The following is a 24,383-nucleotide window of genomic DNA, read 5'->3' as shown; positions in this document are numbered from 1 at the left end:
TGGGGCATTTGCGCGCAGCCTGGCGGGCAATGGTGGAGCTGCGCCGCGTTACCCTCTAGAATGCGCGGCCCTCGACGAACGCCTGTAGCCGTGACCTGCACGATGAATGTGTCCAGCCCTGTCCCTCATGTAAAGCAACAGCTGATCTACCTCCTGTATGGCGAGCGCCGGATCTATCAGCTGGAGGCCAAGCTCAGCATCCTTACCGCCGTGGCGCGCTGCAAGCCGGCGGAGCTGCCGGTGATCCGCATACTGACCGACCAACCGCAGGCCTTTGCCGGCTGGCCGGTGGAAGTGATCACCCTGGATGAGCAGACCCTGCAGGCCTGGACCGGTGACGGCGGCTACACCCACCGGCGCAAGGCCTGCGCCATTGCCCAGGCTGGGCAGTGGGCGGACAAGACCGTGTTCATCGATACCGATACGGTGTTCCTGCAATCGCCGCTGAAGTTGTTCAGCCAGGTCGATGCCGGGCAGTTCCTGGTGGACGAAGTTGAAGCGAGCTGGGCCGAGGCTTCGCGCAGCAGCGACTACCTTCGCTTCAGCGCAGGGCTCGCCGAGGCTGGAAATACGCCTACCGACGACTTGCGGCTGTGCAATAGCGGTGTCATGGGTTTCACCCGCTGCAACGTCGGCATTGCCGAGCGCGCCATCCCGCGCATCGATGCCTGGACACCCTATACCGGTGACTTGCACACCATTGAACAGATTGCCTTTTCCTTCGAGTTGCATGGCGCGCAGGTGAATGAAGCGCGTGGCGTGATCAGCCATTACTTCGCGATGAAGCAGTACGTGCATGCCATCCTGGAAATTTTTTTCGCCAGACACGGCGAAGGCTTCCATCCTCAGATGCCAAGCCTGGCCCTCAAGGTGCCGGCCCATCGCCCTGTACCTTCGTGGCTGGCGCGGTTGTCGGTGAAGTGGAGCCTGAAACGTGTGCCTCGGGAACTGCGTGGCATCGGCCGCAAGTTGCTGTACGGCAGTGTGATGAGCAGCGACGACTACCAGCGTGCCTGCAAGGTGATCTGGTGGCGCTCGGCGATTGACGACATGCGCAAGCACGGTGGTTTCGACTGGACCCAGGAATGGCCAGCAGGGCTGCCGCGCCTGGGGCGGCGTGACGAGCGTGCGTTCAGTGAAATTGCCAGGGACAGCCTGAAGGTTTCCTGAGCCAGGTGGCGCGACAGGGTGATAGGGTAGAGGGCAGCCTTTCAGGAGCCCGACATGGACCCGACCACCACGCTAGCCACCCGCCTGGGTGAACACCTGCGCCGTTTCAATGCCCAGGTGACCACCGCCGAATCCTGTACTGGCGGTGGCATTGCCGAAGCCATCACCCGTATACCCGGCAGCTCGGCCTGGTTCGAGGCCGGCTACGTGACCTATTCCAACGCCCAGAAAACCCGCCTGCTGGGCGTGCCCGAGGCTTTGTTCGGCCAAGTGGGCGCGGTCAGCCAGGAAGTGGTCGAAGCCATGGTGCGAGGGGCCCAGGCCGCCAGTGGTGCGCGCTTTGCCGTGGCCGTCAGCGGTGTGGCCGGGCCGGATGGCGGTTCGCCAGCCAAACCGGTAGGCACCGTGTGGCTGGCCTGGGCCGATGGCAACCGGGTGTTCAGTGAGCGCCGGCAGTTCGACGGTGACCGCGAAGCCGTGCGCCGACAGACGGTGAGCGCCGCGTTAGACGGCTTGTTACAGCTTGGTGCCGAGTAAATCGACGACAGGGGTTTGCGCGGGCGCCTGCCTGTGGAATAATACTGGCTACTTATACAGGTATTCCGGCCGTCAGGGCCAAGTCGAACACGTGAGGATTTCAATGGACGACAACAAGAAGCGCGCCTTGGCTGCGGCCCTGGGTCAGATCGAACGCCAATTCGGTAAAGGCGCGGTCATGCGCATGGGTGATCAGGAGCGCCAAGGCATTCCTGCGATCTCCACCGGTTCCCTGGGCCTGGATATCGCCCTGGGCATTGGCGGTCTGCCAAAAGGTCGTATCGTCGAGATCTACGGCCCGGAGTCGTCGGGTAAAACCACGCTGACCCTGTCGGTCATCGCTGAGGCCCAGAAAAGCGGCGCTACCTGCGCCTTCGTCGATGCCGAACATGCCCTCGACCCTGAGTACGCCGGCAAGCTGGGCGTCAATGTTGATGAACTGCTGGTTTCGCAGCCGGACACCGGTGAGCAAGCCCTGGAAATCACCGACATGCTGGTACGTTCCAACGCCGTTGACGTGATCATTGTCGACTCCGTGGCTGCGCTGGTTCCAAAGGCCGAGATCGAAGGCGAGATGGGCGACATGCACGTGGGCCTGCAGGCTCGCCTGATGTCTCAGGCGCTGCGCAAGATCACCGGTAACATCAAGAACGCCAACTGCCTGGTTATCTTCATCAACCAGATCCGTATGAAGATCGGCGTGATGTTCGGTAGCCCGGAAACCACCACCGGTGGTAACGCCCTGAAGTTCTACGCCTCGGTGCGCCTGGACATTCGCCGCACCGGTGCGGTCAAGGAAGGCGACGAAGTTGTGGGTAGCGAAACCCGCGTAAAAGTCGTCAAGAACAAGGTATCGCCTCCATTCCGTCAGGCCGAGTTCCAGATTCTTTACGGCAAGGGTATCTACCGCAACGGCGAAATCATCGACCTGGGTGTTTCCCAAGGCTTGGTGGAAAAGTCCGGCGCCTGGTATGCCTACAAGGGCAACAAGATCGGTCAGGGCAAAGCCAACGCGGCCAAATACCTGGCAGAGAACCCGGCTATTGGTGAAGAGATCGAGAAGCAGATTCGCGAGAAGCTGTTGAAAGCTGGCGCAGCCGCCGAAGCCGGCAAGGCTGCCGCGGCTGAGGCCAGTGCCGATGACGTGGCTGACGCCGAAGCCGGTTATTGATCGCACGGTAGATAGCCAACATGTCCGCCGTACTCGACACCCCCGTCGCCATTCGGCGGACAGCCATGGACCTGCTCGCGCGACGTGAGCACGGTCGCGTCGAGCTGACGCGCAAGTTGCGCCAGCGCGGCGCTGCGGATGAGCTGATCGAGCCTGAGCTCGACCGGCTCGCTGAAGAAGGGCTGCTTTGCGAAGCCCGCTACCTCGAAAGCTTTATCCGCTACCGTTCCAGTGCTGGCTATGGCCCTTCGCGTATTCGCGAGGAGCTGGGCCAGCGTGGTCTGGTGCGTGCTGACATCGAGCAGGCATTGCGCGAGAGCGAGGTGGATTGGCGCGAGCGCATGCGTGACGTGTGGCAGCGCAAGTTTGCCGGGCAGCGCCCGCAAGACCCGCGCAGCCGTGCCCAGCAAACCCGGTTTCTGGCTTACCGGGGTTTCCCCATGGACATGATCGGCCGCCTGCTCAGTGGGCGTGACCTGGACGATTACTGACCGCCAGATCTGCAGTGCTACGCGACCGCCTATGGTCAGACTCCGACCTGAAATCTAAAAGCTGATGCAATCCTTGTGGGAGCGGGCGAGCCCGCGAACACCGGCAACGCCGGTGCCATCCACCGCGCTGGATTCTTCGCGGGCACGCCCGCTCCCACAGGTACAGTGCAGGTCTGCAGCACTTGCTGTACTTGTGGTAACCAATCTCAAGCGGCGTCAACTGACCTTTAGCGCCTCCCTGGCCCGCTGGGTGGTATGCATCGGCTGCGGTTTGGCCCAGTTCTCCGGCAGGTTGATGAAATCCACCAATTCGCGCAAACGGCCCTGATCGCGGCCATTGAAGGCGAATGACAGCCGGGTCAGGTGGCTGTAATTGCCCACTTCATGCTCGGCACTGCTATCCGCTTGCTGGTGATACTTGCCACTCAGGCGCAAGTCGGCAAAGCCTTCCTGGATATCAAACAGCGCTGCTTCACTGAGGGGGTGGTGCATACGGATCACGAACTGGTTTTTCAGCCAGCGGCTGGAGTGGTAGTTGCTGTAGAACTGGTTGATTTCTTCCACGGCTTCATCGGCACTGTGCACCAGGCGCACCAGCTTTAGGTCGCTTGGCAGGATGTAGCGGTTTTCTTCCAGCTGACGGCTGATAAAGTCCAGGCAGTCACGCCAGAAACTGCCGCCGGGCGAGTCCAGAAGTACCACGGGCACTAGCGGGCTCTTGCCGGTCTGGATCAGCGTCAGTACCTCCAGTGCCTCATCGAGGGTACCGAAGCCACCGGGGCACAGCACCAGGCCATCGGCCTCTTTGACGAAGAACAGCTTGCGGATGAAGAAAAAATGGAAGGGCAGCAGCTTGTCGGTGCCGCCCACGGTCGGGTTGGCGTGCTGCTCGAAGGGCAGGGTGATGTTGAACCCCAGGCTGTGGTCGCTGCCTGCGCCTTCGTGGGCGGCGGCCATGATGCCACCGCCGGCACCGGTGATGACCATCAAGTCGGAGCGCGCCAGGGTGGCGCCCAGCTCGCGGGCCAGGGCGTACATCGGGTGCTCCAGGGGCGTGCGCGCCGAGCCGAACACGGTCACCTTGCGCCGGCCCTTGTAGCGCTGCAGTGTGCGGAACGATTGGTCCAGCTCGCGCAGGGCCTGAAGGGTGATCTTGGCGCTCCAGCGGTCGCTGTCGTCATGCGCCATGCGCAGGATGGTCAGCATCATGTCGCGGTACAGCGGCAGGTTGGGGCTGTTGGGGGCCACCAGTTGCAGTTGTGCGTCGATGTTGCTCAGGTCGATATTGTTGTCGCGGAAGTGGCTGAACAGCAGTTCATTCGCTTGGTAAGGCATGCAACGTCTCCTTCTGCACCAATACCTCTGACCTCAATCTAGACCCTCGCGCCCGATCGTGCCGGGCTGATTGGCTCAGCCGCCCGTCGGTATGTGGCCGCCGCAAGCCGAGGTTTGGTTAACTGGGTAAGAGAAACGTATCGATGCAGGAGGTGGCGGTATGCGTCGCTTGATCATCGAGGTGGACCGGCAGCTCTACCAGCAGCTGGAGAATGCGGCTCAGGTGCACCACTTGAGCCTTGAAGACGAGTGCTGCCGCAGGTTGGCAGGGCTGGAGTGCCAGTCGCGCTACTTGCAGGCGTTACTGGCCGAGATGCGCGCGGATGCCGCCGAAGGGCGCTGGCGCGCCCGCGAAGACGAGAAGGTCTAGCTTGAAGGGCTCGTGTTACTTCTTCTTGTTGCCGGCCACGCAGCTGGCGCTGTCGAAAGCCTGGTCCATGATCGGCTGGTTGGTCTTGTATACCGTGAAGCGGTAGACCATGACCGCGCCCTTGGACATCAGGTTGCGGAAGCCGCTGTTGCGGCAGACGCTGTCACCCAGCTGGCTGCGTACCTGCTGGGGGTTGGCCTGCATGCGCTCGGCGTGGCTCTGGCGTACGCTCAGGTGGTTGACCAGTGCCTTGCCTTCTACCGTGTAGCCTTGGTCGAGAATGTCCTCGTTGATGGCGCGTGGGGTACCGACGCTGCTTTCTTTGGCAACCTTCTGCAGGGTCGTGCTCAGGTCGTAATCCTGCTTGGAGGCTGCCTGGGCTGCCAAGGGCAAAGCGAGTAGCAGGCTCAGGGCGGGGACGATAAGGCGCAGCATGAATCTCTCCTGGTTCGATGACTGGCGCTTTGACATGCGCGGGTCGACGGTGTTCCGTGAAAGTCGCGCGGGCGCAAAGTGCGGGCACGGTAAGCGTCGATTATAAGGGGCACCTTGCCAGCTGCACAGTAAATGCCCCCTGTTCTGCTAAACTGGCCGACTTGTTTTTTCCGAGTCATCCTTGTGCCCATTTCCTACCTGTCCAGAGGCCTGCCGGCATGAGCCATGCGGTAGCGCGCCTGCGCGCCGAACGCCTGGCCCGCAGCATCAAACCTTTCATCGCCCGCGGCTCGCGTGCCGAGCGCTGCCCGGATTGCCGGGTCATCGCCACCCATTGCCTGTGCGCCTGGAAGCCTCGTGTGCAGGCCGAGTCCGGCGTGTGCCTGCTGATGCATGACACCGAGCCGTTGAAGCCCACCAACACCGGCTGGCTGATTGCCGACCTGATCGAAGACACCTCGGCCTTTGGCTGGCTGCGCACCTCGGTCGACGAACGCTTGCTGGCCTTGCTGGACGACCCGCACTGGCAGCCCTACATCGTCTTCCCTGGCGAGTTCGTGGCCGAGCAGCGGGTGGTCAGCGAGGTGGCGCGCGAGCCGGGCAAGCGCCCGCTGTTCATCCTGCTGGATGCCACCTGGACCGAAGCCCGCAAGATGTTCCGTAAAAGCCCGTACCTTGACCGCTTCCCGGTGTTGAGCCTGCAAGCCGAGCAGATGTCGCGCTACCGCCTGCGCCGCTCCAAACGCGACGATCATTTCTGCACGGCAGAAGTCGCAGCCATGTGCCTGGACCTGGCCGGCGACAGCCAGGCCTCGCAGGCGCTGGATGCCTACCTGGACGTGTTCAGCCTGCATTACCTGAGCGGCAAGCGGCGCCTGCCGCTGGATGATCAGGACGACACCCACCAGCGTTTGCATACCTTCCTATAGTCCAAGGGGCACAACCCCTGCTTTGGTTCATAATGACGGGGTTGGCAGCCAGGGTGGGCGAGACGGCAAGGCGAATGGCTTGACCACCCTTGACCGTGCTCGGCATCCTTGGCGCCGATTCCCCGCCGGGCGCTTCTCCTACCCCCCTGAGCGCCTGGCACAGAACAGGATCCTTAGATCGATGGCCACTTACGAAATCCTGATTGCCGATGACCACCCGCTGTTCCGTGGCGCCCTGCGCCAGGCCGTTACCCTCGGCCTGGGCCCCGATGTGCGCCTGGTCGAAGTCGCGAGCATTGCCGAGCTGGAAACCCGCCTGAGCGAAAAAGCCGACTGGGATCTGGTGCTGCTGGACCTGAACATGCCGGGTGCCTACGGTTTTTCCGGGCTGGTGCTGCTGCGCGGGCAATACCCGCAGATCCCTGTGGTGATGGTGTCGGCGCAGGAAGAGGCCGCCGTGGTGGTCAAGTCCCGCGAGTTTGGCGCCAGTGGCTTCATTCCCAAGTCCAGCACCCTGGAAGTGATCCAGGATGCCGTGCGCAAGGTACTTGATGGCGAAGTCTGGTGGCCGCCGCAGGCTTTTGAAAAGGTCGACGTCTCGGCCGAGGCCAAGGCCGCCAGTGAAGGCCTGGCCAGCCTCACGCCGCAGCAGTTCCGCGTGCTGACCATGGTGTGCGAAGGGTTGCTGAACAAGCAGATTGCATATGAACTGAGCGTCTCCGAGGCCACCATCAAGGCCCACGTCACCGCAATATTCCGCAAGCTGGGCGTGCGTACCCGCACCCAGGCCGCGCTGCTGCTGCAACAACTTGAATCGGTTGCCAGCAACTGACTGCGCGTGGCTTCACGCTTTTTTGACCCGTGCCGGTCTAGTCTGCTGGCCTTTCTGCTGTGAAGTGACTCACATGACATCGCCATTCAAGGGCCAGACCGGCCTGAAACGCATCTTCAACGCCGCCGGCTACTCGCTGGACGGCCTGCGCGCCGCCTTCAAGGGTGAGGCCGCATTCCGCCAGCTGGTGCTGCTCAACGTGCTGCTGATCCCGATCGCCTTCTGGCTGCCGGTCAGCCGTGCAGAGCGGGCGATCATGATCGCGGTGTGCCTGTTGGGGCTGATCGTCGAGCTGTTCAATTCGGCGGTAGAGGCGGCCATCGACCGCATCTCGCTGGAGCGCCACCCACTGTCGAAAAACGCCAAGGACATGGGCAGCGCCGCGCAACTGGTGGCACTGACCATGGTGGCGCTGGTGTGGGGCGTGATCCTGCTTTAAGCGATCGGCGGGAGCACGATTTCATCACTGCGGGTATAGCCCGCAGTGAAGTTTCGGCACAGTTCCAGAAACTCGCGCATGGCCGAGGTCTGGTATTTCTGTTTGTGCCAGATGAAGTAGAACTGGCGCATCAGGTCCAGCTCCGGCGTTTCTACCGGTACCAGGCTGCCCCGGCGGAAGGCGTCACGCAGGGCCAGGCGCGAAATGCAGCCAATCCCCAGGCCTGACTCCACTGCGCGCTTGATTGCTTCGGTGTGCTCAAGCTCCAGGCGGATGCTGAGGTTGGCGCGGTGATGGCGCATGGCCTGGTCAAAGGTCAGGCGCGTCCCCGAGCCTTGCTCGCGCAAGATCCACGCCTCTTGTGACAGGCTTTCGATATCGGCACGGCCCGGCTTGGCCAGCGGATGCTGCGGCGCGCAGAACACCACCAGTTCGTCCTCCACCCACGGCTGCACTTCCAGGTCTGGATGGTTGCAATCGCCTTCGATCAGACCCAGATCAATTTCGTAGTGCGCGACCTGTTGCACGATATGCACAGTGTTCTGTACATGCAGCTTCACCTGGCTTTCCGGGTGGGTCTGCATGAAGCTGCCGATCAGCAGGGTGGCCAGGTAGTTACCGATGGTCAGTGTGGCGCCGACCGCCAGCGAGCCGAATCCGGACTTGCCGTTGAGCAGGTCTTCGATTTCCTTGGCCTGGTCGAGCAGGGCTACCGCCTGTGGCAGCAGTTGATGCCCCAAGGCGTTGAGGGCCAGGCGCTTGCCGGCACGGTCGAACAACTGGCAGCTCGATTGCCGCTCCAGTTCGGTGATGGAAGTGCTGGCGGCCGACTGCGACAACGCCAGCACGCTAGCGGCCCGAGAGACGCTTTGATGCTGGGCGACGGCGACGAAGACCTGCAGTTGACGAAGTGTGAATCGCATATCTATATAACCGATAACACATATCTTGATAATCCAGTTAACAGATATTGTCGCTGCCCCTAAACTATCGCGCAACTGCGCGTTTTGCGCGCGCTGCGTTTTTTTCAGGAGCCCCATCGATGAGCAACATGAACCACGAACGTGTCCTCAGTGTGCACCACTGGAACGACACCCTGTTCAGCTTCAAGTGCACCCGCGACCCGGGGCTGCGCTTCGAGAACGGTCAGTTCGTGATGATCGGCCTGCAGCAGGAAGGCGGCCGCCCGCTCATGCGTGCCTATTCCATCGCGTCGCCGAACTGGGAAGAGCACCTGGAGTTCTTCAGCATCAAGGTGCCGGACGGCCCGCTGACCTCGCAGCTGCAGCACCTGAAGGAAGGCGATGAGATCATCATCAGCAAGAAGCCTACCGGTACCCTGGTGCTCGACGACCTGAACCCGGGCAAGCACCTCTACCTGCTGAGCACCGGCACTGGCCTGGCGCCGTTCATGAGCGTCATCCAGGACCCGGAAACCTACGAGCGCTTCGAGAAAGTGATCCTGGTGCACGGCGTGCGTTACGTGAACGAAGTGGCCTACCGCGAGTTCATCACCGAGCACCTGCCGCAGAACGAGTTCTTCGGTGAGTCGGTTCGCGACAAGCTGATCTACTACCCGACCGTGACCCGCGAGCCGTTCGAGAATCAGGGCCGCCTGACCGACCTGATGCGCAGTGGCAAACTGTTCAGCGACATTGGCCTGCCACCGATCAACCCGCAGGACGACCGTGCGATGATCTGCGGCAGCCCGAGCATGCTCGACGAGACCAGCGAAGTGCTGGACAGCTTCGGCCTGAAAGTCTCCGCCCGCATGCGCGAGCCGGGTGACTACCTGATCGAGCGTGCCTTCGTCGAGAAGTAAGGCGCAGGCAGGTACAAGAAGGCGACCCTCGGGTCGCCTTTCTTCTGTCTGAAAGTTTTGTACAGGCTGCACCGGCCCTTTCGCGGGGCAAGCCCGCTCCCACAGGGATATCACTGGGCCCAAGCCAATGCTATCCCTGTGGGAGCGGGCTTGCCCCGCGAAGAGGGCTGCACAGGTAGTACACAACCTATTCGACGCGCGTCTCACCGCTGTACACCAATATCCCCCTGCACCGTTTGCACAGGTACCGCCGCCCCTGGCGGACAAGCTTGTGCCGCTGTGCGGTAAACGGGAAGTCGCCTTGCGGGCATGGGCAGCGGTAGATATAGCGAGTTACCACGCGCCGTTGCACTTCATAGTTGTGGCAGCGGTTGGGCGGCAGTTCGTACACCCCGCGCATGATCAGTTGCCACTCTTCGCCGTGGGCCTGGATGCGGTCACCAAACAACTGGTGGGCCACCAGGTGCGCCACTTCGTGGGCGACGGTCTGGCGCAGGAAGTCTTCCTGGTTTTCCCGGTAAAGCTGCAGGTTGAAGCGCAGCAGGTTCTCGTGCAGATGAGCGACGCCGGCTTTTTGCCCGCGCAGCTTGAAGCTCACTTCCGGGCGCGAGAAGGGGCGTTTGAAAAAGGTTTCGGCTTGCTGGTAACAGGTTTCGACGCGTTGCTTGAGCAGCTCGGGCATGGCGGGGTGGTTCTCCTGACCGGGCATTATGCCGCAAGCGCGGATGGGCTGCCGAGCCACCGGTCAGCGTACAGCCAGAGGCCGCCTTGCGGCGGCCCCTGGTTGATGCCCCAGTGTTGGTTGAGTCTGTTCTAGTTGGTGTAGACGGGCCCCACGCCCAGTCCCCAGATGATCACCGTGGCGGCCATGATCGCCACCAGTACCACAAGGCCCACCGCCAGCACGGAGCTGGAGAACAGGAAGCCTTCGTCGGACGGTATGTTCATGAACGTCGGCAGGCCGACATACAGCAGGTACACCGTGTAGCAGATCGCCGCAGTGCCGATCAGCATGCCCAGCCACAGGTGCGGATACAGTGCCGCCAGGCCGCCGATGAACAACGGTGTGGCGGTGTAGGTGGCAAAGGCGATGCACTGCGCCATGGATGGGTTGGCATCGTAGGTGCGGGCCATCCAGTGGATGAACGCGCCCATGACTGCCACGCCGCCGAGCATGGCCAGGTACGACATGATGCTCATCCAGATGGCGCTTTCCATGGTCAGCATCACCGCTGGCCGGTCCCCGATCACCCAGCCGACCTGGGTAGTGCCAATGAATGCGGAAATGGCAGGGATCGCCGCCAGGATCAAAGTGTGCGTCAGGTACATGTGGCTGATGGTTTCTTCTTCGCCACGAATCTCCCGCCATTCCTGGTCGGGGTGGGTAAACAGCCCAACAACGTGATGAATCATGCCGTCACTCCTCTCAATGTTGCCAGACGCCCCCCAGATGGAGCGCAAGCGGCCCGAGGCCCGAACACCGAAGCAAGCGGTAATGTGGCCTTATGTCGCAGTATAGGAAGCCGTTACCGGCATAAACCGTGCTTTTTAGAGCAAATTGCGCTGTCGGCCGCACTGTTGATTACATTGAAGTCTTTATCGGAATGCCTACAGAAGCGCCGCGTTTGTGCGTAAAATAGCCGGCTTTTGTCACACCTCGCGGATCCAAGCGCTATGGGCACCCTCTCGGTCAACCAGAACAAACTGCAAAAACGCCTGCGTCGTCTCGCCGGCGAAGCCATCACCGACTTCAACATGATCGAGGATGGCGACAAGGTCATGGTCTGCCTGTCTGGCGGCAAGGACAGCTACACCATGCTCGACGTTCTGTTGCACCTGCAGAAGGTGGCACCGATCAAGTTCGAGATCGTTGCGGTGAACATGGACCAGAAGCAGCCGGGCTTCCCTGAGCACGTGCTGCCGGCCTACCTCAAAGCGCTGGGCGTCGAGTACCACATCGTCGAGAAAGACACCTACTCGGTGGTCAAGGAGCTGGTGCCCGAGGGCAAGACCACGTGTTCGCTGTGCTCGCGCCTGCGCCGTGGCACTCTGTACACCTTCGCCGACGAGATTGGCGCAACCAAGATGGCGCTGGGGCACCACCGCGACGACATCGTCGAAACCTTCTTCCTCAACATGTTCTTCAACGGCGCGCTCAAAGGCATGCCGCCCAAGCTGCGCGCCGACGACGGCCGCAACGTGGTGATCCGCCCGCTGGCCTACTGCAGCGAGAAGGACATCCAGGCCTACTCGGACATGAGGGAATTCCCGATCATCCCGTGCAACCTGTGCGGCTCGCAGGAAAACCTGCAACGCCAGGTGGTCAAGGACATGCTGGTGGAGTGGGAGCGCAAGCACCCGGGCCGTACCGAGAGTATCTTCCGTGCCCTGCAGAACGTGGCGCCGTCGCAACTGGCCGACCGCAACCTGTTCGACTTCACCAGCCTGAAGATCGACGAGACTGCCACCCCGCGCTTCCTCGACGTGGTGAACATCTGAACCCATGCGTGATTACCAGTGGCTGCATGAGTACTGCCTGAACCGCTTTGGCTCGGCCCAGGCGCTGGAGGCTTTTCTGCCGCAGCCGCGCACGCCGGCTCAGTTGCGCGACATCAGCGATGACCGCTACCTGTCGACCCTGGCCCTGCGCGTGTTCCGCGCCGGGCTCAAGCACAGCCTGGTGGATGCCAAGTGGCCGGTGTTCGAGCAGGTTTTCTTCGGCTTCGATCCGGAGAAGGTCGTGCTGATGGGCGCCGAGCACCTGGAGCGGCTGATGCAGGACGAGCGCATCATCCGCCACCTGGGCAAGCTCAAGAGCGTGCCGCGCAATGCGCAGATGGTGCTGGATATCGCCAAGGCGCATGGCAGTTTTGGCGCGTTCATCGCCGATTGGCCAGTGACCGATATCGTGGGTTTGTGGAAGTACCTGGCCAAGCATGGCAACCAGCTGGGTGGGTTGTCGGCACCGAGGTTCCTGCGGATGGTTGGCAAGGACACGTTTATCCCTACCGATGACATGGCGGCAGCGCTGATTGCACAGAAGGTGATAGACAAGCAACCGACCAGCCAGCGGGATCTGGCCTTGGTGCAGCAGGCGTTCAATCAGTGGCATGAAGAAAGTGGGCGGCCGCTGTGCCAGTTATCAGTGATGCTCGCGCATACCGTCAACCATTGAGATTTGCGTCGCCCCCTTCGCGGGACAAGCCCGCTCCCACAGGTATTGCACTCTCTTGAAGGTGATGAAGATCTTGTGGGAGCGGGCTTGCCCCGCGAATGGGCTGCAAGGCAGCCCTCGAATTCAGCTGCCTTCGCCTGCCATACGCCGCTCATGCTGGAACTTCCAGCGCACATACAGCAGCCCGGCAATGAACAGCCCCAGGCTCACCAGCACTTCAACCCAGCCAAACACCGCCCGCGCCGGGTCGAACGCGGCCAGCACGCCCTTGATGAAGTAGATATTCACCACGAAACACGCCCAGGCATGTGCCCGGGCGCTGCCCTTGAGCATGCCTGGCAACAACAGCAGCAACGGCACCAGCTCGATCGCCAGAATCACCCCGACCCGCGCCCCATGCAGGTTGGCGAACCACAGGTTGTTGACCACCAGCAGGGCGATCAGGCCAAAGAAAAACGCCAGGCTCAACGCCCGCGTCAGGCGCAGGCGAGGTGCCAGCCACTCCAGCGGCGGCAACACCTTGGGCTTTTTAGCCACGCGCGGCCTCCAGGGCCTTGGCCGTGGTCGCCAGGCGTTGGCCCAGAGCGCGGCACAGGGCGATTTCGTGCTGATCGAGCTCACGCTTGCCGTCGGCCCCCGCGTGGTGGCTGGCGCCGTAAGGAGTGCCGCCGCCACGGGTTTCCAGCAATGCCGACTCGCTGTACGGCAGGCCCATCACCAGCATGCCGTGGTGCATCAATGGCAGCATCATCGACAGCAGGGTGGTTTCCTGGCCACCGTGCAGGCTGGCGGTAGAGGTGAACACGCCCGCCGGCTTGCCGACCAGTTCTCCGCCCAGCCACAGGCTGCTGGTGCCATCCAGGAAGTATTTCAGCGGCGCCGCCATGTTGCCGAAGCGGGTCGGGCTGCCCAGCACCAGGCCAGCGCAGTGGCGCAGGTCGTCCAGGGTGGCGTATAGCGCACCACTGGCCGGGATGTCCGCAGCCACGGCTTCACATTCGGTCGAGATCGCGGGCACCGTGCGCAGGCGCGCCTCCATGCCGGCCAGTTCGATGCCGCGGGCGATGTGCCGGGCCATTTCGCTGGTCGAGCCATGGCGGCTGTAGTACAGCACCAGGACGTAGGGCGCACTCACGGCAGGATCTCCAGCACTTTTTCGGGTGGGCGACCTACCACGGCCTTGTCACCGGCGACCAGAATCGGCCGCTCGATCAGCTTGGGGTGCAGGGCCATGGCCTCGATCAGTTGCGCGTCGGTCAGTGCCGGGTCGGCCAGGTTCAGCGTTTTGTATTCGTCTTCGCCGGTGCGCAGCAATTGGCGCGGGGCGATGCCCAGCTTGTCGAGCAGGGCCTTGAGGGTGGCGGCGTCGGGCGGAGTTTCCAGATAGCGCACGATGGTTGGCGCCAGGCCACGGGCTTCGAGCAGTTCCAGCGCGCCGCGGGATTTCGAGCAGCGCGGGTTATGATAGAGCGTCAGGTCAGTCATGTCGGGTCGCATCCAGCTGGGTGTGGCGGCTATTCTAACCGCAGCGACTGACCCATTTGCTTTAAAACTCGAGAAGGATTGACCCATGGCAAGGCGTCTGGCAGCAGTACTGGCCATCACCGCGAGCCTGTTGCTCGGTGGTTGCGGTGCCGATTATGGCGTGGACCAACACGGTAATACGGTTAAGGCCGAACAGATCGAAGGGCACTGGCTGGTGCTCAACTATTGGGCCGAATGGTGCGGGCCGTGCCGTACCGAAATTCCGGAACTGAACACAGCGGCCAAACAGTGGGCGGCCGACGGCATCAAGGTGGTGGGGGTGAACTTCGATGGCTTGCAGGGACAGGACCTGAAGCAGGCCTCTGAGACCCTGGGCATCGGTTTTACCGTGCTGGCCCAGGACCCGGCCGAGCGCTATGACTTGCCGCGTAGCGAGGCGCTGCCGGTAACGTACATCATCGATGACAAGGGCAAGGTGCGCGAGCAACTGTTGGGTGAGCAGACCCTGGAAGGGCTGCAGGCCAAGATCAAGGCCCTGAAAGGCGCCTGATGTAATCAAGGCTGCCCCGCTCTTTTGTGGGAGCGGCCTTGTGTCGCGAAAGGGCCGCGTAGCGGCCCCAGGTATCAGCTTCGCCGCGAAAATTGCCGGGGCTGCTGCGCAGCCCTTTCGCGACACAAGGCCGCTCCCACAATAGACCCGGCACCGATATCGATCAGCCTTCCTCAGGCCAGAAGCGCAATGGCTTGCCCTCGGCCGGCCAGAAGCGCATCTGCTCCACCGGCGACACATCCCAGCGCTGCACCGTTTCCAGCGCCTGCAAGAAGCGTTTTTCCTGTTCCATCAAAGCCGGCGCGCACAGCTTGCGGGTCTTGCCGACCTTGCCGAAGCTCAGGTGCTCGCCCTCAAGCGTATACGGCGCAAACCAGTGGTTGCAGCCGCCATTGCCATAGGCGCGGCCATCGCTGGCCAGGGTCAGGGTCAGGTGGCTGTAGTCGATCAGTGGGCGTTCGCCAATCCACTCCAGCACGTAGCTGCGTTCCTGCTGCAGCTTAGAGGGTTCTGCGGCACAGCCGAGCAGGCCGGTGGCAATCAGCACGCCGGTCAGCAGATTCTTCACTCGGCGCTCTCCTGGCAACGCGGGCACAGGTGTTTTTCGCCACGGCTGGCCCAACCCAGTTCGGCAATGCGTGCATTGGCGGCTGGCTGGCGGGCTTTCTTGCCCAGCTTGGCGTCTACGGCAAACTCGAATTCCAGCACGGCGTCGCAGCTGTCGCACTCGGCCTGCCAGGTGAGGATTTCCAGTTCGTTGAACACCGGGCCGCTGGCCACGGCGACCCATTGGCCGCGCGGGTTGATCAGGTGGCGCACGCTGTCCACGGTCAGGCGCATGGACAAATCCTTGCTGCCCTTGAGGGTCACCAGCAGGGTGTCGCCTTTATGCATCGAGCCGCCGTTGCCGGTGACCTGATAGCGGCCCGGCACCAGTGCACGGCACTCGATCAGGGTGTGTTGCGGGTTGAAAAGGGTGTAGCGGAAATCGTGCTCGACCATGGGTCCTCCAGAAATGCCGCGTATCCTAGCACTAACCCATGACCAGATTCTGTGGATTGCCTGCCGCCCAGCGGTTGATGTTGTCCAGCGTGGTCGCAGCAATGGCGTCCAGCGCCTCGCGGGTGAGGAAGGCCTGGTGGGCGGTGATGATCACGTTGGGGAAGGTCAGCAGGCGGGCCAGTACATCGTCCTGCAGTGGCAGGTCAGAGCGGTCTTCGAAGAACAGCTGGGCTTCTTCTTCATAGACGTCCAGGCCCAGGTAGCCAAGCTGGCCGCTTTTCAATGCGTCGATCAGTGCCGGGGTGTCGACCAGGGCGCCACGGCCAGTGTTGATCAGCATGGCGCCAGGCTGCAGTTGGGCAAGGCTTTGTGCATTGATCAGGTGCCGGGTGTGCTCGGTCAGTGGGCAGTGCAGGCTGATGATACGGGCTTCGCGCAATACCTCGGGCAAGGTCAGGTAGCGCGCGCCGAGGGCCAACAGTTCCGGGTTGGGGTAGGGGTCGTAGGCCAGCAGTTGGCAGCCGAAGCCGGCCATGATGCGGGCGAAGGCGACGCCGATCTGACCGGTGCCGACCACGCCGACGGTTTTGCCGTGCAGGTCAAAACCGGTCAGCCCATGCAGGGTGAAGTCGCCTTCGCGAGTGCGGTTGTAGGCCCGGTGCAGGCGCCGGTTGAGCGCCAGGATCAACGCCACGGCGTGCTCGGCCACGGCATGTGGCGAATAGGCCGGTACGCGCACCACGGCGAGGCCCAGGCGTTGGGCCGCAGCCAGGTCGACGTGGTTGTAGCCGGCCGAACGCAGGGCGATCAGGCGGGTGCCACCTTCGGCCAGGCGCTGCAGCACCGGGGCGTCGAGTTCGTCATTGATGAAAGCGCACACCACCTCATAGCCGTCGGCCAGGGCCGCCGTGTCGAGGTTCAGGCGGGCGGGCTGGAAATGCAGCGCCAGCGCGCTGCCGCTGGCGGCCTGGGTGAAGCTTTCCTGGTCGTAATGCTGGCTGCTGAACAACAGGGCGCGCATGGTGAGGCTCCTCTTACAAGTGCTGTGTAGGCCACAGCAACGGCCATGCACTGAGCCTGGCCTGCGCTGCCAGCCGGCTGATGGCGCCGTCCAGCTCATCCAGCGCTTGCTGCGCCTGTGGGTGGTCCTGCTTGAGCAAGGTTTCGCTGCGCTGGCAGGCGGCGCGCAGTTGTGGCACGCCACAGTAGCGCGAAGCACCGTTCAGGCGATGTACCTGTTCTATCAGGGCGTTGCGGTCGCCCGCCTCACGGGCGGCGCGTATGGCATCGCGGTCGGTATCCAGCGAGGACAGCAGCATGCTCAGCATGTCCGCCGCCAGGTCCGCCTTGCCTGCCGCCAGGCGCAGGCCTTCTTCGGCATCGAGCACCCTCAGGTCATCACTGCTGGCCAGTTGCTCGGCCTGTGCCTGCTGCGGCACGCCAAGGCTCAAGCCGGTCCACTTCATCACCACCTGGGCCAGTTGCCGCTCGCTGATCGGCTTGGTCAGGTAGTCGTCCATGCCGGCGTGCAGCAATGCACGCTTTTCGTTGGCCATGGCATGGGCGGTGAGGGCGACAATCGGCAGCGGGTTGCCACTTTGGGTGTTTTCCCAAAGGCGGATCTGCTCGGTGCAGGCGCGGCCATCCATGCCGGGCATCTGCACGTCCATCAGCACCAGATCGAAAGGTTCGTTCTGCACGGCCTGTACCGCTGCATAGCCGTTGTCGACGGCCAGCACCTCGGCGCCCAGGTCTTCGAGCAGGGTCTGTACCAGCAGCAGGTTGGCGGCATTGTCGTCGACGCAGAGGATCTTCGCTTGGCGCTGGCCGTTGACAGTGTGCGCCTCGCCCTGCGGGCGGCGCGGTTGCACCAGCTCCATCAGCAGGCGGCGCAGTTTGCGGGTGCAGGTGGGCTTGGACAGTAACTGGCCATGGCCGTTGGGCAGGTAGGGGTGGTAAAGCGCCTGCTCGGTGGTGGGGCACAGCACCACGCACTGGCAGTGGTAGCGTTCGAGTTGCTGGTGGTAGTGGCCCAGTTGCTCGGGCGACAGGTTACCCAGGTTGGCCCCCAGCACTGAGAACTCGAATGGCAGGCCGGCCTGGCTGGCGGCCTCTACTGCTTGCAGCAACTGGTCGTAGGAGGCGAACAGGCTGACGCTGAGGCCGCAGTCTTCCAGTTGGTGCTCCAGGGCCTGGCGCGCCAGTTCGTGGCCATCGACGATGGCTGCGCGGCGGCCCAGCAGCGGCTGCAGCGGCTGTTCCTCGATATCGTCGTGGGCTTTGGGCAGGTTGAGGCTGATCCAGAACTGCGACCCTTCGCCCGGGGTGCTGTCGACACCGATTTCGCCCCCCATCTGCTCAATCAGGCGCTTGGAAATCACCAGCCCCAGCCCTGTGCCACCGGGTTGGCGGGCCAGCGAGTTGTCGGCCTGGCTGAAGGCCTGGAACAACATGCGCACTTCCTGCGGCGACAGGCCGATACCGGTGTCCTGCACGCTGATGCGCAGCTGTGCACTGTCTTCGTGCTCGTCTTCAAGCATGGCGCGCACGACGATGGTGCCTTCGCGGGTGAACTTGATGGCGTTGCTGATCAGGTTGGTAAGGATTTGCTTGAGCCGCAGCGGGTCCCCGACCAGCGAAGAAGGGGTGTCGCGGTAGATCAGGCTGAGCAATTCCAGCTGCTTGGCGTGGGCGGCCGGGGCGAGGATGGTCAGGGTGTCCTGGATCAGGTCGCGCAGGTTGAACGGGATGCTGTCGAGCACCAGCTTGCCCGCTTCGATCTTGGAGAAGTCGAGGATCTCGTTGATGATCCCCAGCAGGTTGTCGGCGGACTTCTCGATGGTGTTCAGGTAATCCAGCTGGCGTGGCGTCAGCTCGCTTTTCTGTAGCAGATGGGTAAAGCCGAGAATGCCGTTGAGCGGGGTACGGATTTCGTGGCTCATGTTGGCCAGAAACTCCGACTTGATACGGCTGGCCTCAAGGGCCTCCTTGCGCGCCATGTCCAGCTCGATGTTCTGGATTTCGATGGTTTCCAGGTTCTGGCGCACGTCTTCGGTGGCCTGGTCGATGCTGTGCTGCAGTTCTTCGTGGGCGTTTTGCAGGGTTTCGGCCATACGGTTGATGCCGCGTGCCAACTCGTCCAGCTCATGGCTGCCCATGGTCGGCAGGCGTTCTTCGAGGTGGCCGTCCTTGAGCTGGTTGACCGCGTGTTTGATGCGTTCGATGGGGTCGTTGATGGTGCGGCTCATGCGCAGCGCCAGCAGGCCGCTGAGTACCAGGCAGGCGAGGATCAACAACAGGCTGGTGAACAGGTTGCGGTAGCCGCGCAGCAGCGTGCCGTCGTGCGACAGCTCGATCTCGACCCAGCCTAACAGGCGCTCGGCTTCAGCCGGCACGGCATCGGTGGCGAGGTCGCGGTGGTGGCCGAAAACGGGCATCAGGTAGCGGGTGGCATCATTGCCGCTGCGTTGCAGCAATTGCGTGCCGGTACCGCCGCTGGGCGGCTGGTTGAGCATGCTCGGGCCGGCGTGGGCCAGGCGCGTGCGGTCCGGGGCCAGGAAGGCGACCGCGCGTACATCGGCCTGCTCCAGGGTTTGCGCGGCGATACGCTCCAGCTGTGCGGGCGCCAGCCGCGCCATGGCGGGTGCAGCCAATGGCGCCAGCTGCTCGGCGATCATCTTGCCGCGTTGCAGCAACTGGGTGCGCAGCTCGTTCTGTTGCAGCCAGGTAAAGTAACTGCCCAGCACCAGGGCCATCAGGCCGGCCGGCAGCAGGGCCAGCAGCAGTACCCGGCTGCGGATTCCCAAACGATCGAGCACGCTCGCCTCCTGTCAGGTGCCTGGACGCCGTCAAGCGATGACGGCCAAGCCGGGAAGTTACTCCGCCTGCCGCGCTATTGCACCTCTTTAGTCGCTGTTTTGCACCATTGCCGGGGCATTGGTCGCAGGGCAGTTGCCTGGCAGGTGGTGGATGCTCAATAATTGCGCAATTGAGAATGCATGGCAGTTGCCAATGAATCCTGTAGCTATTTACAACTCCAATATCCTCGCCATCGAGGACGACCCGGTCCTGGGTGCCTATCTGCACGAAGAGCTGCAACGCGGCGGCTTCCAGGTAACCTGGTGCCGAAATGGTCTGGAGGGGCTGGAAACGGCGGGCCGCCAGGTGTTCGATGTGGTGCTCATGGACATCCTGCTGCCCGGCTTGAACGGCCTGGATGCCCTGGCCCAGTTGCGCAAACGCAGTGCGACGCCGGTGATCCTGATGTCGGCGCTGGGTGCTGAGGCCGACCGCATCAGCGGCTTCCAGCGCGGAGCCGACGATTACCTGCCCAAGCCGTTCAGCATGGCCGAGCTGCAGGTGCGCATCGAGGCTATTCTGCGCCGGGTAGCACTGGAACGCCGTCACCAAGTCCCACTGGAGCATGCTGCCTGCGGCGAGCTGCAGTTCGATGAGGGGTTGTGCGATGTACGCCTGAATGGCCACCTGGCAGGCCTGACCCCCAGCGAATACCGGCTGCTCGACATCCTCAACCGCAATTTCGATGATGTCCAGAGCAAGCCGTTCCTCTATCAACAGGTGTTGCAGCGTGGCTATTCCCGGCATGACCGCAGCCTGGACATGCACGTCAGCCAGATCCGCCGCAAGCTCAAGGGCATCGACTATCACGAACGGCAGATCCGTACCGTATGGGGCAAGGGTTACGTGCTCAGCGCCAGCGAGGCCGAGTGAGCCATGCTTGACCGTCATTCATTGTTCTGGAAACTGGCCATCCTGCTGGTGGGCTTCTGCCTGCTGATGATCGGCCTCAGTTATACCTGGGGCCGGCACATGGAAATCCAGAACGCCTTCCTCTCTGAGCCGGCCCGGCAGGCGTTGCGAGGCTACGCCGGCGAGGCTGAACAGGCCTGGCGCAGCGGTGGGCGGGCAGGGCTGGACCAGTGGGTGAGGGCGATGCACCAGCGCGAACGGGGCTGGGTTGGCGTGCTCGACATCAGCCTGCGGCCGCTCGACAGTGCCACCCTCGACCCGCAGATCATGCAGCGGCTGACGCGCCTGCGCGGTGTCGACTGGCCGATGAGCCGGCGCAGCGTCGATCAACCGTGGGTACGCATACCGTTCCCGGGGGCGCCGGAGCAGGGCATGCTGGTGATCGAGCTGCCCAAGCGCTTCAACCCGGACCAGTACCGCCTGCTGTGGCGTATCGTCACCAACGGCATCATCCCCGGCCTGTTCACCTTGCTGCTGTGCGTGGGCCTGTACCGCATGCTGATCGTGCCCTTGAACCAGTTGCGCGAACAAGCCAATGCCTGGCGGGCCGACCAGCTGTCGGCGCGCCTGGATTCGCGCACTATCGCTCGGCATGACGAGCTGGGTGAGCTGGCCCGCGCCTTCGACCAGATGGCCGAGCGGCTGCAGGGTACGGTGGCCATGCAGCAGCAGTTATTGCGCGACCTGTCCCACGAAATGCGCACGCCATTGAGCCGGTTGCGGGTGGCCTGCGACGGCGAAACCGACCTTCAACGCCTTCGCGAACGGCTTACCCGTGAAGTGGACTGCATGCAGCAGTTGGTGGAAGACACCCTGCAACTGGCCTGGCAGGACGCCGAGCGTACGCCGATGAACCTGGAACCCATTGAAGTCCACGCGCTTTGGGAGCTGCTGGCCGAGAATGCCAGCTACGAGAGCGGCTGGTCGCCTGCGCGCCTGCGCTGCGAGGTGCCGGCCGACTGCTGGGTGCAGGGCAACCTCAACCACTTGGCCCAGGCGCTGGAAAACATGTTGCGCAATGCCATTCGTCACTCACCAGCCGAGGGCGTGGTGCGGTTGGGTGGGCAGCGCGAAGGTAATTATTGGTGGCTGTGGCTGGAAGATGAAGGCGGCGGCGTGGCTGAAAAAGACCTGGAACGGATCTTCGCGCCGTTCTCGCGGCTGGACGGTTCGCGGCCGGGGGATGGTGGTTTTGGCCTGGGGTTGAGCATTGCCCGCAGTGCCATTCAGCGCCAGGGCGGGACCTTGTGGGCGCAAAATGGCAAGCATGGCCTGCGGCTGTGGATGCGATTGCCGTTACATGCGCCGGCCCCTTCGCGGGCATGCCCGCTCCCACAGGTACAGCATTCATCTTGAGCGCAATGCGATCGCTGTGGGAGCGGGCGTGCCCGCGAAGAAGGCAGCACCGATCACAGCGTTATAGCTTGTAGCTATATGCACTACAGATTGCGTGATATGGCCGCGAGGGGTTTGCCGGTATGATAGGCGCCCCTGCCGTCCGGATTGTGAAATACGCCATGACCTTGCAGTACCCAACCATCGCCGATTGCGTCGGCAATACGCCCCTGGTTCGCCTGCAGCGCATTGCTGGTGAAACCAGCAACACCCTCCTGCTCAAGCTCGAAGGTAACAATCCTGCCGGCTCGGTAAAGGACCGCCCGGCGCTGTCGATGATCACCCGCGCCGAACTGCGCGGCCAGATCAAGCCCGGCGACACCTTGATCGAAGCCACTTCCGGCAACACCGGCATTGCCTTGGCAATGGCGGCGGCGATCAAGGGCTACAAGATGATCCTGATCATGCCCGACAACTCTACCGCCGAGCGCAAGGCCGCCATGACCGCCTATGGTGCCGAGCTGATTCTGGTGACCAAGGAGGAGGGCATGGAAGGCGCCCGCGACCTGGCCGAGAAGCTGCAGGCCGAAGGCCGCGGCCTGGTGCTCGACCAGTTCGCCAACGGCGACAATCCGATCGCTCACTACAACAGCACCGGCCCTGAAATCTGGCAGCAGACCCAGGGCAACATTACCCATTTCGTCAGCTCCATGGGTACCACCGGCACCATCATGGGCTGCTCGCAGTACCTCAAGGAGCAGAACCCGGCGGTACAGATCATCGGCCTGCAACCGATGGAAGGCTCGGCCATTCCGGGCATTCGCCGCTGGCCCGAGGAATACCTGCCGAAAATCTTCGACGCCACCCGCGTCGACCGCGTGGTCGACATGTCGCAGCAGGAAGCCGAAGACACCACCCGCCGCCTTGCCCGTGAAGAGGGCATTTTCTGTGGCGTGTCTTCCGGTGGTGCGGTTGCAGCCATGTTGCGCCTCTCCCGAGAGGTGGAAAATGCCGTAATGGTCGCGATCATCTGCGACCGCGGCGACCGTTACCTGTCCACCGGCCTGTTTGATCCGAGCTAAATGTCCAAGAAAAAAAGCAACAGCGGCCTGCGCTTTCAGCCGGCCGGCGGCAACCGCACTCCCCAGATCCCCGTGGGCAAAAAGCAGCGCCTGGAAATCGAGCGGCTGGCCGGTGACGGCCGTGGCATCGCCTTCCTCGACGGGCGCACCTGGTTCGTCAGTGGTGCTCTGGCCGGTGAGGCCGTGGAGGCGCGGGTGCTCAACGCCCGTGGCAAAGTGGTCGAAGCCCGCCTGGAGCGGCTGCTGCAGGCCAGTCCCGAGCGCCGCGAGGCACCCTGCCGCCACTACGCGCGCTGCGGTGGCTGCAACCTGCAGCACCTGCCGCACGAAGCGCAGCTGGCGCTCAAGCAACGTACCCTGGCAGAGCAATTGCAGCGGGTGGCCGGCGTACAGCCCGAGGAATGGGCCGCACCCCTGAGCGGGCCGGAATTCGGCTACCGGCGCCGGGCCCGCGTGGCCGTGCGCTGGGACGTCAAGGCGCGTCAGCTGGAAGTGGGCTTCCGTGCCGAAGCCAGCCAGGACATCATTGCCATCGACGACTGCGCGGTGCTGGTACAGCCCTTGCAGTCGATTCTGCGCCACTTGCCGACGGTGCTGCGCTCGTTGAGCAAACCGCTGGCGCTGGGCCACGTGGAATTGTTCAGTGGCACCGCCGAGGCGGTGTTGGTGCGCCATGTTGCTCCGCTGCCCGCAGAAGACCTGGCAAAACTGCAGGCGTTCTGCGAACAGGCCAACGCCCAGTTGTGGCTGCAGGGTGAAGGTGAGCCGGCGCCCGTGGACCCGACCGCGCAATTGGGCTTTGCCCTGGCGCCCTGGGAGCTGGAGCTAGCCTGGCGCCCAGGTGACTTCGTGCAGGTGAATGCCCAGGTCAACACGGCGATGATCGAGCAGGCCCTGGCCTGGCTGGCACCGCAAGCTGACGAACGGGTGCTGGACCTGTTCTGCGGCCTGGGCAACTTCGCCTTGCCGCTTGCCGGAAAGGCGCGTGAGGTCGTGGCAGTGGAAGGTGTGCAGGCCATGGTCGATCGGGCTGCGGCCAATGCCCGGAACAACAATGTGCATAACGCACGGTTTTTTCAGGCCGATTTATCGCAGCCTTTGGCAGGCACCGGATGGGCCGCCGAAGGCTTTTCTGCGGTACTCTTGGATCCACCGCGCGACGGTGCTTTTGAGGTGGTGCAAGGCATCGCACGCCTCCAGGCCAGGCGGCTGGTCTACGTATCGTGCAACCCGGCCACACTGGCGCGAGACGCGCAGGTGCTGGTCGGCCAGGGGTACCGGTTAAAAAGGGCCGGGATTCTCGACATGTTTCCTCAAACGGCACATGTCGAGGCCATGGCGTTATTCGAAGCGGGCTAGCAGACTGGCCCCTTGGTGCGGCTTTCAGGGAATGGCGGCCGCACGGTGATCGCCAGCGCACCCGCGTGGTGCGCTGTATGGAAAGGTAAAACAA

Annotated in this window: 28 protein-coding genes; 16 read left to right on the top strand and 12 right to left on the bottom strand. The window is 63.0% G+C overall.

The genetic code is table 11. The features are described from left to right. Window positions 1-102 precede the first annotated feature (102 nt). The 4 genes from P0Y58_24070 to recX all read left to right on the top strand — a co-directional run bounded on the left by P0Y58_24070 (window position 103) and on the right by recX (window position 3,369). Window positions 103-1,170, top strand: a complete 1,068-nt coding sequence (locus P0Y58_24070; protein ID WEK29928.1) for a hypothetical protein — start codon at window positions 103-105, stop codon at window positions 1,168-1,170. 54 nt (window positions 1,171-1,224) lie between these two features. Then, window positions 1,225-1,707, top strand: coding sequence for a CinA family protein (locus P0Y58_24065; protein WEK29927.1), 483 nt, complete (start codon window positions 1,225-1,227; stop codon window positions 1,705-1,707). Window positions 1,708-1,810: 103 nt separating this feature from the next. Next, entirely contained in the window at window positions 1,811-2,878 is a 1,068-nt protein-coding gene (gene recA / locus P0Y58_24060) for a recombinase RecA (GenBank protein ID WEK29926.1), read from the top strand. A gap of 20 nt (window positions 2,879-2,898) precedes the next feature. Beyond that, window positions 2,899-3,369 (top strand): recombination regulator RecX, encoded by a 471-nt coding sequence (gene recX / locus P0Y58_24055; protein ID WEK29925.1) that lies wholly within the window; start codon window positions 2,899-2,901, stop codon window positions 3,367-3,369. 216 nt (window positions 3,370-3,585) lie between these two features. Here recX and P0Y58_24050 read toward each other — a convergent pair whose 3' ends face one another. Next, a complete protein-coding gene (locus P0Y58_24050; protein WEK29924.1) occupies window positions 3,586-4,704 on the bottom strand; it encodes an LOG family protein in 1,119 nt (372 codons plus the stop codon). A gap of 160 nt (window positions 4,705-4,864) precedes the next feature. Here P0Y58_24050 and P0Y58_24045 point away from each other — a divergent pair, with 160 nt between their 5' ends. After that, the gene (locus P0Y58_24045) at window positions 4,865-5,074 is read left to right on the top strand and encodes a hypothetical protein (protein ID WEK29923.1); all 210 of its coding nucleotides are present in this window, start codon (window positions 4,865-4,867) and stop codon (window positions 5,072-5,074) included. Window positions 5,075-5,089: 15 nt separating this feature from the next. Here the strand turns inward: P0Y58_24045 and P0Y58_24040 are convergent, their stop codons facing one another. Then, on the bottom strand, window positions 5,090-5,509 hold the full coding sequence (locus P0Y58_24040) for a quorum-sensing-regulated virulence factor family protein (GenBank protein ID WEK29922.1): 420 nt from the start codon (window positions 5,507-5,509) through the stop codon (window positions 5,090-5,092). Between the two features lie 218 nt (window positions 5,510-5,727). Here P0Y58_24040 and P0Y58_24035 point away from each other — a divergent pair, with 218 nt between their 5' ends. The 3 genes from P0Y58_24035 (at window position 5,728) to P0Y58_24025 (ending at window position 7,709) form a co-directional block, all read left to right on the top strand. Next, window positions 5,728-6,438, top strand: a complete 711-nt coding sequence (locus P0Y58_24035) for a DTW domain-containing protein (protein WEK29921.1) — start codon at window positions 5,728-5,730, stop codon at window positions 6,436-6,438. 181 nt (window positions 6,439-6,619) lie between these two features. After that, entirely contained in the window at window positions 6,620-7,270 is a 651-nt protein-coding gene (locus tag P0Y58_24030; protein ID WEK29920.1) for a response regulator transcription factor, read from the top strand. Between the two features lie 73 nt (window positions 7,271-7,343). Beyond that, entirely contained in the window at window positions 7,344-7,709 is a 366-nt protein-coding gene (locus tag P0Y58_24025) for a diacylglycerol kinase (GenBank protein ID WEK29919.1), read from the top strand. On the opposite strand, the gene finR is transcribed toward P0Y58_24025, so the two are convergent. Next, on the bottom strand, window positions 7,706-8,632 hold the full coding sequence (gene finR, locus P0Y58_24020; GenBank protein WEK29918.1) for a LysR family transcriptional regulator FinR: 927 nt from the start codon (window positions 8,630-8,632) through the stop codon (window positions 7,706-7,708). The genes P0Y58_24025 and finR overlap by 4 nt on opposite strands. Window positions 8,633-8,751: 119 nt before the next feature. On the opposite strand from finR, the gene fpr reads away from it, so the two are divergent. Continuing rightward, entirely contained in the window at window positions 8,752-9,531 is a 780-nt protein-coding gene (fpr, locus tag P0Y58_24015; GenBank protein ID WEK29917.1) for a ferredoxin-NADP reductase, read from the top strand. Window positions 9,532-9,718: 187 nt separating this feature from the next. Here fpr and P0Y58_24010 read toward each other — a convergent pair whose 3' ends face one another. Beyond that, window positions 9,719-10,213, bottom strand: coding sequence for a SprT family zinc-dependent metalloprotease (locus P0Y58_24010; GenBank protein ID WEK29916.1), 495 nt, complete (start codon window positions 10,211-10,213; stop codon window positions 9,719-9,721). Between the two features lie 131 nt (window positions 10,214-10,344). Then, entirely contained in the window at window positions 10,345-10,944 is a 600-nt protein-coding gene (locus P0Y58_24005; protein WEK29915.1) for a Yip1 family protein, read from the bottom strand. Between the two features lie 261 nt (window positions 10,945-11,205). Here P0Y58_24005 and ttcA point away from each other — a divergent pair, with 261 nt between their 5' ends. Together ttcA and P0Y58_23995 are read left to right on the top strand one after the other, a co-directional pair. After that, window positions 11,206-12,030 carry a tRNA 2-thiocytidine(32) synthetase TtcA gene (gene ttcA, locus P0Y58_24000; protein ID WEK29914.1) on the top strand — a complete coding sequence of 275 codons (825 nt, stop codon included), beginning with the start codon at window positions 11,206-11,208 and terminating at the stop codon, window positions 12,028-12,030. A 4-nt stretch (window positions 12,031-12,034) separates the two neighbouring features. Further along, window positions 12,035-12,706 (top strand): DNA-3-methyladenine glycosylase I, encoded by a 672-nt coding sequence (locus P0Y58_23995; GenBank protein ID WEK29913.1) that lies wholly within the window; start codon window positions 12,035-12,037, stop codon window positions 12,704-12,706. Between the two features lie 123 nt (window positions 12,707-12,829). On the opposite strand, the gene P0Y58_23990 is transcribed toward P0Y58_23995, so the two are convergent. Genes P0Y58_23990 through arsC form a run of 3 tightly spaced genes read right to left on the bottom strand, consistent with a single transcriptional unit; the run spans window position 12,830 to window position 14,191 of the window. Continuing rightward, entirely contained in the window at window positions 12,830-13,243 is a 414-nt protein-coding gene (locus tag P0Y58_23990; protein WEK29912.1) for a DUF2069 domain-containing protein, read from the bottom strand. Further along, entirely contained in the window at window positions 13,236-13,841 is a 606-nt protein-coding gene (gene wrbA / locus P0Y58_23985; GenBank protein WEK29911.1) for an NAD(P)H:quinone oxidoreductase, read from the bottom strand. Before wrbA ends, P0Y58_23990 begins: the two co-directional genes overlap by 8 nt. Beyond that, on the bottom strand, window positions 13,838-14,191 hold the full coding sequence (gene arsC / locus P0Y58_23980; GenBank protein ID WEK29910.1) for an arsenate reductase (glutaredoxin): 354 nt from the start codon (window positions 14,189-14,191) through the stop codon (window positions 13,838-13,840). The genes wrbA and arsC overlap by 4 nt, the downstream gene beginning before the upstream one ends. Window positions 14,192-14,276: 85 nt before the next feature. Here arsC and P0Y58_23975 point away from each other — a divergent pair, with 85 nt between their 5' ends. Beyond that, the gene (locus P0Y58_23975; protein WEK29909.1) at window positions 14,277-14,741 is read left to right on the top strand and encodes a TlpA disulfide reductase family protein; all 465 of its coding nucleotides are present in this window, start codon (window positions 14,277-14,279) and stop codon (window positions 14,739-14,741) included. A 163-nt stretch (window positions 14,742-14,904) separates the two neighbouring features. Here the strand turns inward: P0Y58_23975 and P0Y58_23970 are convergent, their stop codons facing one another. Genes P0Y58_23970 through P0Y58_23955 form a run of 4 tightly spaced genes read right to left on the bottom strand, consistent with a single transcriptional unit; the run spans window position 14,905 to window position 19,561 of the window. Beyond that, window positions 14,905-15,309, bottom strand: a complete 405-nt coding sequence (locus P0Y58_23970; protein WEK29908.1) for an META domain-containing protein — start codon at window positions 15,307-15,309, stop codon at window positions 14,905-14,907. Further along, a complete protein-coding gene (locus tag P0Y58_23965) occupies window positions 15,306-15,743 on the bottom strand; it encodes a hypothetical protein (GenBank protein WEK29907.1) in 438 nt (145 codons plus the stop codon). Before P0Y58_23965 ends, P0Y58_23970 begins: the two co-directional genes overlap by 4 nt. 31 nt (window positions 15,744-15,774) lie before the next feature. After that, window positions 15,775-16,764, bottom strand: a complete 990-nt coding sequence (locus P0Y58_23960) for a 2-hydroxyacid dehydrogenase (GenBank protein ID WEK29906.1) — start codon at window positions 16,762-16,764, stop codon at window positions 15,775-15,777. A 13-nt stretch (window positions 16,765-16,777) separates the two neighbouring features. After that, window positions 16,778-19,561, bottom strand: coding sequence for a response regulator (locus P0Y58_23955; GenBank protein WEK29905.1), 2,784 nt, complete (start codon window positions 19,559-19,561; stop codon window positions 16,778-16,780). A 193-nt stretch (window positions 19,562-19,754) separates the two neighbouring features. Between P0Y58_23955 and P0Y58_23950 the strand changes: the two genes are divergently transcribed. The 4 genes from P0Y58_23950 to rlmD all read left to right on the top strand — a co-directional run bounded on the left by P0Y58_23950 (window position 19,755) and on the right by rlmD (window position 24,289). Further along, window positions 19,755-20,474, top strand: coding sequence for a response regulator transcription factor (locus P0Y58_23950; protein WEK29904.1), 720 nt, complete (start codon window positions 19,755-19,757; stop codon window positions 20,472-20,474). Between the two features lie 3 nt (window positions 20,475-20,477). Continuing rightward, complete coding sequence (locus P0Y58_23945) at window positions 20,478-21,869, top strand: sensor histidine kinase (GenBank protein WEK29903.1); 1,392 nt, start codon at window positions 20,478-20,480, stop codon at window positions 21,867-21,869. 161 nt (window positions 21,870-22,030) lie between these two features. Next, window positions 22,031-22,930 carry a cysteine synthase CysM gene (gene cysM, locus P0Y58_23940; GenBank protein ID WEK29902.1) on the top strand — a complete coding sequence of 300 codons (900 nt, stop codon included), beginning with the start codon at window positions 22,031-22,033 and terminating at the stop codon, window positions 22,928-22,930. Further along, window positions 22,931-24,289: a 23S rRNA (uracil(1939)-C(5))-methyltransferase RlmD gene (gene rlmD / locus P0Y58_23935; protein ID WEK29901.1), complete on the top strand. Its 1,359-nt coding sequence runs from the start codon at window positions 22,931-22,933 to the stop codon at window positions 24,287-24,289. Window positions 24,290-24,383 lie beyond the last annotated feature (94 nt).

The organism is Candidatus Pseudomonas phytovorans, assembly GCA_029202525.1.
Classification (GTDB): domain Bacteria; phylum Pseudomonadota; class Gammaproteobacteria; order Pseudomonadales; family Pseudomonadaceae; genus Aquipseudomonas; species Aquipseudomonas phytovorans.
This window is presented reverse-complemented; position numbering and strand designations above follow the sequence as displayed.